At 42.5% G+C, this 13,047-nt stretch carries 7 protein-coding genes; 5 read left to right on the forward strand and 2 right to left on the reverse strand.

Going from position 1 to position 13,047, the window contains the following annotated elements; translation table 11 throughout:
* Positions 1 to 101: 101 nt before the first annotated feature.
* The gene (locus B9N78_RS16765; protein WP_085104432.1) at positions 102 to 3,311 is read right to left on the reverse strand and encodes a DEAD/DEAH box helicase; all 3,210 of its coding nucleotides are present in this window, start codon (positions 3,309 to 3,311) and stop codon (positions 102 to 104) included.
* 237 nt (positions 3,312 to 3,548) lie between these two features.
* Here B9N78_RS16765 and B9N78_RS16770 point away from each other — a divergent pair, with 237 nt between their 5' ends.
* Complete coding sequence (locus B9N78_RS16770; RefSeq protein WP_085104433.1) at positions 3,549 to 5,213, forward strand: peptide-binding protein; 1,665 nt, start codon at positions 3,549 to 3,551, stop codon at positions 5,211 to 5,213.
* Between the two features lies 1 nt (position 5,214).
* Positions 5,215 to 7,380, forward strand: coding sequence for a RelA/SpoT family protein (locus B9N78_RS16775; protein ID WP_085104435.1), 2,166 nt, complete (start codon positions 5,215 to 5,217; stop codon positions 7,378 to 7,380).
* 73 nt (positions 7,381 to 7,453) lie between these two features.
* Here the strand turns inward: B9N78_RS16775 and B9N78_RS16780 are convergent, their stop codons facing one another.
* Positions 7,454 to 7,975 carry a cysteine hydrolase family protein gene (locus tag B9N78_RS16780; RefSeq protein ID WP_085104437.1) on the reverse strand — a complete coding sequence of 174 codons (522 nt, stop codon included), beginning with the start codon at positions 7,973 to 7,975 and terminating at the stop codon, positions 7,454 to 7,456.
* A gap of 203 nt (positions 7,976 to 8,178) precedes the next feature.
* Here B9N78_RS16780 and B9N78_RS16785 point away from each other — a divergent pair, with 203 nt between their 5' ends.
* From B9N78_RS16785 to B9N78_RS16795, 3 genes are read left to right on the forward strand one after another with little or no spacing between them, the layout of a single operon-like run.
* Complete coding sequence (locus B9N78_RS16785) at positions 8,179 to 8,853, forward strand: CerR family C-terminal domain-containing protein (RefSeq protein ID WP_085104439.1); 675 nt, start codon at positions 8,179 to 8,181, stop codon at positions 8,851 to 8,853.
* 4 nt (positions 8,854 to 8,857) lie between these two features.
* Positions 8,858 to 9,937: an efflux RND transporter periplasmic adaptor subunit gene (locus B9N78_RS16790; RefSeq protein WP_085104441.1), complete on the forward strand. Its 1,080-nt coding sequence runs from the start codon at positions 8,858 to 8,860 to the stop codon at positions 9,935 to 9,937.
* Positions 9,934 to 13,017, forward strand: coding sequence for an efflux RND transporter permease subunit (locus tag B9N78_RS16795; RefSeq protein ID WP_085104443.1), 3,084 nt, complete (start codon positions 9,934 to 9,936; stop codon positions 13,015 to 13,017). The genes B9N78_RS16790 and B9N78_RS16795 overlap by 4 nt, the downstream gene beginning before the upstream one ends.
* Positions 13,018 to 13,047 lie beyond the last annotated feature (30 nt).

Here is a 13,047-nt window from a genome sequence, read left to right on the forward strand (position 1 = left end):
TTATTCCGCTTGCATATTAAATTCTATAATAAACCCTCCGAGTCCTGTTTAAAGAGCTCGGAGGGTTTATATATTTGAGTTATGAATAAGCTAGGTGAAGCTTAAATTTCAAATAACATTTCAAGGTCATCGCGAGTGAGAGATTTAAGAGCGGACTGGCCTGGAATAATTGCGTCCGCAACACTCTTTTTCATTTCCTGCAGTTTAAGAATTTTTTCTTCAACTGTGTTTTGACAGATCATTTTATATGCAAAAACCTGTCTCTTCTGCCCGATACGATGAGTACGGTCAGTTGCCTGATTTTCTACAGCAGGGTTCCACCATGGGTCATAGTGAATTACATAGTCAGCAGAAGTCAGGTTCAAACCTGTTCCTCCTGCTTTCAGGGATATCAGGAAGATCGGGATATCCGGACTGTCGTTAAATTTGTCAACCTGCTCAAAACGGTCTTTACTGGAACCGTCAAGATAGGTGAACGGTATTTCTTTAATTGTCAGCCATGAGCGGATGACATGAAGCATCTGTACAAACTGTGAGAAGACAAGAACTTTATGTCCGCCTTCAACTATATCAAAGATAAGGTCTTTGAATGCATCAAATTTACCTGACGGCAGGTTGGTTGAAAAACCGGGCATGTCCAGCTTGAGCAGTCTCGGGTGACAGCAGATCTGTCTGAGTTTGAGAAGCGCATCAAGGATAGACATCTGGCTTTTCGCCATACCTTTTTCGTCAACATCTTTGAGAACCTGATCTTTAAGGCGTTTTGCCAGAGCGTTGTAAAGGTCACGCTGCTCTTCGATAAGGTCGCAGTAATGAACAGTTTCGATCTTCGGCGGAAGATCTTTAGCTACTTCAGATTTAGTTCTGCGAAGAATGAACGGTTTTACTCTGGTACGCAGGTACTCAAGAGCTTCTTCATCGCCGTCTTTTATCGGTTTAATTATGCCGCGCTGGAAAGCATGCTGCGAGCTGAGAAATCCGGGCATAAGGAACTCGAATAAGGACCATAGTTCAAATAAATTATTTTCAATCGGAGTACCTGAAAGACAGAGTCTCATATCAGATTTAAGCTGACGAACAGACTTTGCGGTTATGGTATTCGGGTTTTTTATATTTTGTGCTTCATCAAGAATTACCGAGGTATATTCCTGCTTAAGCAGTTCATCAAGGTCTCTACGCAGTAATGCGTAAGTTGTAATAACTATGTTGGACGTGCTGATTTGCTTGAACAGGTCTTCACGTCTTGAACCATAGATTGTCAAAACTGACATCTGTGGAACAAATTTTTTAGCTTCACGTTCCCAGTTGGGAAGAACTGAAGTCGGAACGATAATAAGGTTCGGCCCCTTGATATCTCTTTCGTAAAGAGACAGGAGGAAAGAAAGGGTCTGAATGGTTTTACCAAGTCCCATTTCATCCGCCAGAATTCCGCCGAAGTGATATTCACGCAGGAAGTTCAAGTAACTTAATCCCTGAAGCTGATACGGGCGCAAGGTAGCGTCGAGTCCCAGTGGAGGTTCCAGCTGTTTTATCTCTTCGAAATTATGAATTTTTTCTCTCAGTTTAACAAACTGTTCGTCTGTTCTGGTATTTGGAAGATCTTCAATAATTTTGTCCAGAACGGGGGTTTCGTACTGTTCATACGTAGCTCTTGGTGGCTGATCCGGGTCATAGCCGAGAGCTTTGAGTTTGTGGCTCAGTTTTTTGAGCCATGACTCTGGAAGGCTTGTGTATGATCCGTCTTTAAGCTGAACATACCGTTTACCCTGACTCCATGCTTCCCAGATTTTGTCTATAGGGACACGCTGGTCATCGTACTCGACAGTAATATCGAGGTTGAACCACTTATTGTCATCATCTGTGTCGATTTCAGCAATAATCTGCGGTTTAGTAAGTCTTACTTTGTAGCGGGTAAGGTTCTTTTCACCGTAAATTCTATACGCTTCAACAAGCTGCGGATAAAAATCAAGCAGGAAGGTGATTGCAGCTTCCTGTTCCATGAACCAAATGGAATTGTTTCGCGGCTGGAAACCCATATCTCTCAGTTCGGAGAAAAGCAGAGCTTCTTCTTCCTGAGCGCGGCGGACCAGATAAGATTTATCACCGTCTTTGTAACTTCCTGTCTGTAAATCAGGATTAGGTTCGGACATGCTTACTTCACCGTGTTCAGTCTCGTATACGTTATCGATTCTGATGGTGAGCAGGCTTCCTTCCTCGTTCAGGTAAAGCTTAGGATTGAAAGTTGCCGGCACAAAGAACGGCTGCATCTTTTCAAGAAATTCCTCGTGATCATAAAGATCGGAAACAGGAATCTGGGTCCAAACGCGGTCAAGAAATTCAGGAATGTCTCCCGGAGGAATTACGGGATTCTGAATTCTCATTTCTTGAACAAGTTTAGGGTCTAAAGTTGTCTGGACCGGGTAGAAGCCGTGTTTCCAGTAAACCCACAGAGGCAGTCTGCCGTAAAAGAAGACCTCGTCATCATCCATAATGGAGAAAGGAGGCTTACCTTCATCAGATAGCAGAATATCAAAGCTAAGCCCTTCGTCCGCAAGTTGAGGGGACAGCTTAAGCTGCATTGTTCTGCTTTCAATCCTGATGGGAATATCAGTGTCACGCAGGAACATGTAGTATTCATCTTTAACAGACCGGAAAAACCACGCATGAAGGCCTGCCGGGATATCAACTCTATGCCCGCGGTAGTCAAGAAAATGGCCGATCTGTTCCGCAACCAGCGGAAGGTTCGGAGATGTTTCGCTCCAGTCAGGATTAGCTATAATGCTTTCGAGATCTATTTCATTTTGAACTTGTGACAAACCGGATTTGTTTTGTCTTGCTCTGAAAAATGATACTTGCAATCTTTCCGGTTCTGGATACATGCGATAAATGATGTAATGTTTGCCGGCCTCCGGCTCTAGTTCTGTAGAAAAGAATGATCTGAAGTTTTGACGCCAGTCAGCCTGTTTAATTGATTCAGCTTTTTCTTCTTCTGTATCAAGTGTCAGTAAAAGTTTTAAGGCGACGGCTCCGACATGTCTACAGACGCCGGAATATGAGTCCGGGCAATTGCAATAATGATTAATATTTTCTTCAGCCAGATTAAGTCCTAACTCTGATGTATAAATCTGGAAATCATCACCTTGAATGGATGCATCTACATCCCAGTATCTTTCTCGTTTATTTAAATCTAACTTCTGGACTCCACCTGAATTTACAATATTACGAGAACCGTCCAGAATATATTCCGGAACGGTATGTGATACAAAATCCTTGAGTATTTTTTTTACTACTGCTTCTTCATTTTGAGACATCCTTACTTGGACCCCCGAACCCTATCGTTAGTAAGTAATTTCATAACAGGTTATATTGTTTATAGTATATTTCTTTCAAATTTTTGCTTGTTACGGTGCTTGCGTAAAGTAAAAAATGTTTTTGGTCAATCCGCAGCTATACATTGCTTGGCTTTTCAATAACATTAGTACATACTGAACATTAGTAGCAGTTTATATAATTTTATCAAATATTTTCTACAAAAAAACAAGGGAAACATGCTTAGAAGTATAGTCTGTTTTATCTTATCAAGCTGTCTTTTATTGTCATCATGCGGGCAAACTCCTGACCAGAATGCAAAAAAAAGAACTACTAGCACAAATAGCTCTGTAACATCAATCGAAAAGAGTGAACCTGTGTATGGAGGGAGACTTACGGAGCCGCTTATTGCGGAGCCTATAAACCTTATTCCTCCATTATCGACGGACAGCGCAAGTAGCACCATTGAAAGTAAGATATTTGTTTCTCCGCTAAAGTACAACAAAGATATTGAATTAGTGCCTGAGGCTGCAAAATCTTTTGAGGTCCTTGATGGTGGAAAACTCTTAAAATTTACTTTGCGCGACGATATAAGATGGACAGACGGAGTTCCCCTTACCGCAGAAGATGTTGAATTTACATATAAATTGATGATAGATCCTGAAACGCCTACAGCTTACGCCTCTGACTATCAGAATATTAAAGAATTCAAACTTACCGGTAAATATTCATTTGAAGTAACTTATGACAAGGTCTTTGCCAGATCACTTGTTACATGGGCACTTCCTATTTTACCCAAACATCTGCTTGAACACGAAAATTTGACTGAAACACGTTATGCCCGTGCTCCGATCGGGGCTGGTGCGTATAAACTTAAAGAATGGATTCCCGGTCAGAGGGTTGTACTTGAAGCCAATGATGATTATTTTGAAGGAAGACCTTATATTGATGAAATTGTGTACAGAATTATCCCTGATCTTTCAACTCAGTTTCTTGAGCTTAAAACTGGAAAGCTGGATGACATGGGGCTGACTCCTGAACAGTATCTCTTCCAAACTAAGGGCAAAAGCTGGGAAAAAGATTTTCAGAAATTTAAATTTCTTTCTTTCGGGTATGCATGGCTCGGCTATAATTTAGACAGGCCGATGTTTAAAGATATCAGGGTTAGACAGGCTCTTTCCTACGCTATTGATAAAGAGGAGATAGTTAAAGGAGTACTTTTAGGACTCGGGTATCCGGCAATCGGACCTTATAAACCGGGTACTTGGGTATATAATACTAAACTTGTTCCGTACGGATATCATCCTGATAAAGCGATAGAGCTTTTGAAAGAAGCCGGATGGTCCGACACTGACGGCGATGGTATTCTTGACCGCGACGGAGTTCCTTTTTCCTTTACTATTTTGACAAATCAGGGAAATTCCTTGCGAATTAAGACTGCAACAATTATTCAGAATCGTCTTAAGAATGTAGGGATTGAGGTTAAAATAAGAACGGTGGAATGGGCAGCCTTTATCAATGAATTTGTTAATAAAAGTCAGTTTGATGCCATCATCCTCGGTTGGACCATTCTTCAAGATCCGGATATTTATGATGTATGGCACTCTTCCAAGGCCGTGGCCGGTGGACTTAATATTACAAAATATCGTAACCCGGAAGTAGATGATTTGCTCGAAAGAGGGCGGACTACTTTAGATCAGGCAGAACGGAAGAAAATTTACGATCGCATCCAGGAAATACTGCACATAGAACAGCCGTATTGTTTTCTGTATGTGCCGATGGCACTCCCGATATATAAGAGCCGTATAAAAGGATTGAAGATAGAACCAGCCGGGCTCGACTACAATGCAAACCGTTGGTGGATACCGACAGCTTCCCAGACGAAGATCAGGATGCAGCAATAATATGATAAGAATTAATGAAATCACTGACATAGTCAGTACTTATATAGATGATCCTGATTTGGATCTCATTCGGAGAGCGTATGTTTTCTCCGCGCGTGCTCACGAGGGACAGGTGCGTCTTTCGGGCGAGCCTTATTTGTCTCACCCGCTTCATGTTGCGAAAATTTTAGCTGATATGAGAATGGATGAGCCGACTGTGGCCGCCGGTCTTCTGCATGACACCGTTGAAGATACCGATACAACAATTGATGATATCGCGGATCTTTTCGGAGAAGAGGTTGCGGATATTGTTGATGGTGTGACCAAGATCGGGATGATGGATTTTGAGTCCAAAGCAATCGCCAAAGCCGAAAATATTCGTAAAATGATTCTGGCTATGGCTGAAGATATTCGCGTGCTTATGGTTAAGCTTGCTGACCGTTTGCACAATATGAGCACACTTGATTTTCAGAAAAGCTATAAACAGCTGTTAATAGCCCAGGAAACTCTTGATATTTATTCTCCGCTGGCCAACAGACTCGGGCTGTATATGGTCAAACGCGAGCTTGAAGATCTGTGCCTTTATTATTTGAAACCTGATATTTATCAGAATATTACCGACGGACTTCAACGCCAGCATACTCTGGGTAAGGAGTACATTGATAAGGTGCTCGGGCTGCTGCATGATGTTCTGGAAAGTAACGAGCTGAAAGGTTCTATTACCGGAAGAACTAAGCATAAGTACAGCATCTATAACAAAATGGTTCGTCAGGATCTCAAGCTTGAAGAAGTTCATGACATAATCGCTTTCAGGGTTGTCGTAGAATCTGTTAAGGAATGTTATGCCGTCCTCGGGCTTGTTCATTCCATGTGGATGCCGGTTGCAGGGCGTTTTAAAGATTATATTTCCATTCCTAAAGCCAATATGTATCAGAGTCTGCATACTACTGTTGTCGGTCCCGAAGGGGAGCGCATCGAAATTCAGATACGTACTGAAGAAATGCAGAAGGTTGCTGAATATGGTGTTGCCGCGCATTGGCAGTACAAAGAGTCCGGTGTAAGTGCATCAAAACAGAATAGAGATGCCGAGCGTTTTTCATGGCTCAGGCAGATTATGGACTGGCAGCGCGAACTTGAAGATCCTCGTGAATTTATGTCTTCACTCCGGTTCGACCTGTTTACTGAAGAAGTTTATATTTTCACTCCGGGCGGTGATATTAAGGAACTGCCGGACGGGGCTACACCTGTTGACTTTGCTTACTCGATTCATACCGATGTAGGAAACCATTGTACCGGCGCAAAAGTTAACGGCAGGCTTGTCCCGCTTACAACTGCCCTTAAAAACGGTGATACCGTTGAAATTTTCACTGACAAGAAGCGCAAGCCGAGTCACGACTGGCTTAAGTTTGTAAAGACAGCAAAAGCGCGTACCCGCATCAAGCATTATATCAGGACAGAAGAAAGAGCGCATTCTATAACTCTTGCTAAAGAAATGCTTGAGAAAGAAGGCCGCCGCATGAACCTTAATGTTCCGAAAGCAATCAAAGACGGTTATTTTGTAATGCTTGCGGATGAATTCTCATGCGGTTCAGTTGATGATCTGCTTTCAAACATCGGCTATTCACGGATTACCCCCAATAAAATTTTGCGTCGCCTTTATGCGGTAATTAATAATATTGAAGGGGAACCGGAAGAGGCTGTGCTTCATGAGCCGCAGACGACTGAAGAAGAGAAAAATCAAAAGGTTGCCAACTCTATTGAAATTGAAGGAGTTGATAACGTTCTTATCCGGTTTGCCGGATGCTGTACTCCGCTGCCGGGTGAACCTATCATAGGGTATATCAGCCGTGGGCGCGGAGTGATTATTCATACGGCCTCCTGTCCGAATGTAAAAAGTCTGGAAGAAGAGCGTCTCTTAAGTGTTTCATGGTCAGGCGGGCAGGAAGAAACCTCTCATCCTGCGCAGATAAGTATCCGTTGCAAAAACATCAAAGGATTGCTTGCAAGGATATGTTCAGTTCTGGCTGAGCAGGATGTGAATATTGATTCCGGCTCATTTAAATCTGACGTGGACGGTATTTCACTGCTGGAATTCACTGTGGAAGTCCGAGATCTGGGGCATTTGCACCGCGCTTTAAACAGGCTCAAAACCATCGACGCTGTGCTTGAGACGACTAGAATCAGTTAATAGTGTGCTGATGCAAAATTAAATAGGATAGTATTACAAAACAGCCCCGCATATTTTATGCGGGGCTGTTTTTTTAGAAAATTTCAGCAGCAGGGCAAACCTTTATGGGGTGCGGTGTATCCATTTCCGACCAGACAAAATTATGATGCTCTATTATAATCTGTGCTTCAAGATAAGGCTTTTGAGCAGTTGTGTGTGCGTCTGAAACAACTGTAACCTCAAAGCCTTTACTGGCTGCGACGCGTACTGTCGTGTCTAGGCAGAAGTCTGTGCAGCATCCAGTTACAATTAATTCTTTCACACCAAGTTTGACTAGCTGATCTTCAAGATCTGTTTTGCAAAAAGCATCACAGCATGTTTTTTCAACGATAGTATCCTGATCTTTTTTGTGCATGTCAGGAAGGATCTGCCAACCGTCAGAGCCGTATTTAAGTGCAGCTTCTCTTGGGGTGTTGTGGCGGATAAAAATGACAGGAATGTCTTTTTCTCGCGCCTTATCTATAAGTTGATTAATCCGCTTAATTATATTCACGTCATCATATCTTTTTTTAGCAAATACACCTTGCTGCATATCTATAACTATAAGAGCTTTCATCTTTTTCTCCTTTTTGTCTGTTTAATCAGGCTGATCAGATTTTTTTTGATAATTTATTTAGATTCATATTGAAAGAGTTAAGTAGTCACTCATAGTAATCAATAGGCATCAATATAAATTAAACGAAAGTTTTAAACAAACGTTTGACTTTGGTCTGTGATGTCATTACATTGCTCTGAAATATAACGAGTAAGAGGTACAAAATGACGAATATATCGAAGAAGCAGAACAGTAAGATGGGGAGAGGAGAAGATACTAGGCAGCGGCTTATACAGGTCGGAGCCAGATTGTTTGCTCTTAATGGTTTTAGAGGTGTGAGCATGCGAATTCTCGCCGTTGAAGCGCAAATTAATCTTGCGACTGTCGGATATCACTTTGGAGGCAAGCTTGGACTTTACGAGGCTGTATTGCGTCATACCGTTAATCGGACCCATGAAGTTTTTCCTGCAATCGATGAGGTTCGCAGTCAGATAGCTATGCTTGAACTCGGCCAACTTAAAAAAAGTGATTTGATAACTTGGTTTTTCACAAAGTTCATCAGAGGCATTGTAGGCGACACGGAAAATGTATGGATAGCTCTGATTATTATACGAGAGCTGGCGGCCCCGAGTGAGCTGTATTATTTACTTGAAGAGGGTCTTTTTTCTCCGTCATTTTTAAGTCTGACTGAACTTCTTACAGCTGTAATGGGAAGTGATGTATCTGAAGAAGAGCGTATAATTGTAGGTAATGCTCTGATGGGTATGGCTCTCCATTTTGTGAATCGGAAAGCATTTGTTTTCAGGATTGGCTGGGATGAATACACTCCTGAAAACATAGAAAAGATAATAGAAATTTTATGCAGAAGAGCTGTCGCTTTTGTGTGTTGCGGGGAATAATAAAATGAAAAAAAGATTGCTTATAATACTGTGTATGACTTTTTTAGTTGTATCTGGATGTGAAAATAAAAAAGCTACAGTTGAAGAAGTGATACGTCCTGTAAAAACTGTAAAAGTAGGCGAATCACGCTCCGGAAGGCAGTGGTCTTTTTCCGGTACAGCAGAAGATGCTCTTGAATCTGAACTTTCATTTCGTGTAAGCGGGAGAATTGTTTCTTTTCCAGGGGATCAGATCGGTAGAAAATTCAAAACCGGAGAGATTATAGCTAAGCTTGACCCATCTGACTATGAACTTGAAGTTCATCAGATTGAAGCTCAGCTTGAGCAGGTCCGTGCAAATTATACCTTTGCAAAAGCTGATGTGAAAAGAGTCACTCAGCTTTATGAGCGCAAAGTCACCTCAAAAAGTGAACTCGATCAGGCTGTTGCCGATTTCAAGTCTAAGGAAGCCCAACTGCATGCTACTGCCAAAATGCTCGATATAGCCCGTAAGAAAACCGGGTATACTACTTTGCAGGCTCCTTTTGATGGTTGGGTCAGTAAAGTGAACGTTAATATTCACCAAAATGTTCAATCTGGGCAGAGTATAATCATTTTCAATGCAGGTAGGCAGATGAAGATGAATATTTCTCTTCCTGATACTTTGATTTCTCAGATTAGCGAAGGAGAGGAAGTTGATGTAACTTTTGATGCACTGCCCGGAGAAACGCTGAAAGGCATTGTTATGGAAGTGGGCATCGGCGCGACTCAGCGGGCTTCTTTCCCCGTTAAAGTTTATTTGAATAATTCAAGGAAGCTTCTGCGTAGTGGAATGTCAGGAAATGTGAATTTTGCATCCCGTACAGAAGAGCTTCATATTTTTGTTCCGGCTTCCGCAATAGTCGGTGATCCTGACGGCAGCAAATATGTATGGGTTGTCGAGGACGGAAATGTTGTTAAATCCCGGAAAGTAGAGATCGGTGCATTATCTTCTCTAGGTGTAATGATTAAAGATGGCTTAAAAAAAGGAGAGACTGTTGTTACGCGCGGTGTTCATTCCCTTAAAGAAGGTATGAAGGTTAAAACAGTCGGAGGGATTTCGTGAACATTGCAAAATGGTGCATCGAAAACAATCGCACGTCTATAGCCATATTTCTGCTCATTGCGCTTGGCGGAGTAATGACTTTTATGAGTATCCCGAAGGCTGAGGACCCTGATTTTGTTATCCGAACCGCCGTTGTAACAACCGTTTTTCCAGGGGCTTCTCCGCAACGTGTTGAGGAGCTTGTCACTGATAAACTTGAAGAAAAGGTACGCGAACTAAGCGATATAAAAGTTGTTCGTTCTCAGTCAATGACGGGTATCTCTATTATTGAAGTTGAATTTAATGATTCAATCAAAAATATGGATCCCATATGGCAGAAACTGCGTAATAAAGTAGCAGATGCACAGTCTACTTTGCCGTCCGAAGCGCAGTCGCCTGTTATTAATGATGAATTCGGTGATGTATTCGGCATCCTTGTTGCGCTGACTGGAGACGGTTTTTCGTACCGTGAGCTCAAGGATGTCGCAGATTATACCCGTGATGAACTGCTTTCAGTTAAAGGCGTAGGTAAGGTCGAGCGTTGGGGATTGCAGGATGAAAGAGTATATATAGACTTTTCCAATTCGCGCATGGCCTCGGCAGGGGTGAGCCCTTTTGCTTTGGCGCAGATGATTAATAATCAAAATTCCATAAGGCCGAGTGGTTCATCTAAGGTGGGACCGGATAGAATCTATATTGAACCGACTGGAGAATTCAAATCTGTGGATGATATTGCCTCTCTTTCAATGAGAGTTGAAGGCATGAAGTCCAGTATGAAACTTTCAGATGTAACAAAGGTTTCCAGAGGTTTTTCCGATCCTCCGTCCGTAATGACCCGTTATGATGGCAAGCCTGCTATTATGCTTGCTGTTTCAATGGCAGACGGTGATAACATTATGGAATTAGGTAAGAGAGTTACAGCTAAGCTTAATCAGCTTTCCGCAAATCTTTACCAAGGGATGGATTATAATATTGTCGTATATCAGCCGAAGTATGTTGAAACAGCTGTTAACGATTTTATGATCAATCTGCTTGAATCATTTGTGTTTGTTGTAATCGTTATTCTTGCTTTTGCAGGGTTTAAGACAGGGCTTGTCGCCGGTTCGCTGGTTCCTATGGCGATGCTCGGATGTATTTCATTGATGCCTACTTTCGGTGTGGGATTACAGCGAATATCAATTGCATCATTGATTATCTCACTTGGTATTCTGGTTGATAACGGTGTTGTCGTATCAGAGGCCATCTTAGTAAAGCTTGCTGCCGGAGAAGAGCGGATGAAAGCCGTTGTAGGAGCTGTTTCAGAACTTTGGATGCCGCTGCTTGCCGCTTCTTTGACAACGATTTTTGCTTTTCTTCCCATTCCGCTGGCTGAAAGCACAGTCGGTGAATACTGTTTTTCTCTATTTGTGGTGGTTACGCTGACCCTGATGTGTTCATGGGTTTTGTCCATGACTATGATTCCTATGCTTTGTTATTATGTACTCAAACCAAAGGTAATAATTCAGACCTTTTCCGGCCGGATATACAACCTTTACAGAAAGCTGTTGCTCTTGTGTCTAAAGCATCGGCCTGCATTTGTCGGGCTGGTTGTGGCGGCTTGTATTGTTTCTTTCTGGGGATTCCAGTTTGTTCCGAAGATGTTCTTTCCGCCTAACGAAAGGGCGCAGTTTACAATTGATTTTTGGCAGCCATTCGGTTCGGACATTACCACAACTGCTGAGGAAGCCGCAAAGCTTGAGAAGTTTCTTCTGGCAGACAAAGGTGTTGAAAGTATCGGGACCTTCATAGGAACCGGTGGACCAAGATGGTATCTGCCGCTTAACCTTGAACAGCGTAATGATAATTTAGCGACTTTTATAGTCAACACCAAGACCGTGAAAGATGCTGATGAGGTTATTGAACGAGTTCGGTCTGGTCTAAAGAACAATTTCCCTGATGCTGATTTCAGTCTTAAGAAATTAATGAACGGCCCGCCTGTCGGAGCACCTGTTCAAATCCGTCTTTCCGGGCCTGATCAAAAGATGCTTTATAAGCTGAGGGATAACATCGGGGATATCCTTGAGGAGACTCCGGGAGTTTCCCGTGTGTGGGATGACTGGGGGCAATGGGCCAAAAAGATGGAGGTTGATGTTGATCAGGATAAAGCGCGCGAATCCGGATTATCAAGTTTCGACGTAGCACTCAGTTTACAGTCCGGAATGTCCGGTTATCAGGCTTCAACTTATCGTGAAGGGGACATAAATATCCCGATTGTACTTCGAAGCGAAGATTCGTTCCGTAATAGACTTGATAAGCTTGAGAGTTTAAATATTTATTCTTATCAGGACGGGAAAAGCGTACCGCTCAGTCAGATTGCCAAGACTGAACTGGTTTGGCAGCCTTCGGATATTCGCCGCAGAGATCAGACCAGAACAATGACTGTTAAAGCTGATTTATATGATGGTTATTTTGCAATGCAGACAATTAATGCCGTGCGCCCGAAGATAGAAAAAATGATGAAGTCTCCTGATTGGCCGGTCGGGTACTCGGTAGCTTACGGCGGAGAGTTTGAGAAAAGTCAGGAAGGTCAGGATTCAATCATTGCCAATATGCCGCTGGCAATGGGGCTGCTCGTGCTGGTTTTGATATTCCAGTTTAACTCATTCAGACGGCCGCTTATTATCCTTTTGACACTGCCGCCTATGATGTGCGGGATTACTCCGGGAATGCTACTCACTAATTCCGCTTTCGGATTTATGCCTATGCTCGGAATGATCAGCCTGCTCGGGATTATTGTTAACAATGCGATTATGCTGATAGATAGAATTGAAATTCAGCGTAAAAGAGGAATTGATCTGGCAGACTCCATTGTGCTTGCTTCGCTTGAAAGAGCAAGGCCGATTATTATGACCGCAACAACTACAATTATCGGAATGGTTCCGCTGTCACTGCAAGGCGGAGAAATGTGGCGGCCAATGGCTAACTGCATTATGTCCGGCTTAATGTTTGCGACCGTGCTTACTTTGATTTTGTGTCCGGTTTTGTATTCCCTGTTTTTTAAGCAGGGGTTTAAATCCTACACATGGAATCCGGCAGTTATTGATAAGGGACGAGATGTATAGAATCTGTTTAAGTTGAATTAATACAAAAAC

It is taken from the genome of Desulfovibrio gilichinskyi, from assembly GCF_900177375.1.
Taxonomy (GTDB): Bacteria; Desulfobacterota; Desulfovibrionia; order Desulfovibrionales; family Desulfovibrionaceae; genus Maridesulfovibrio; species Maridesulfovibrio gilichinskyi.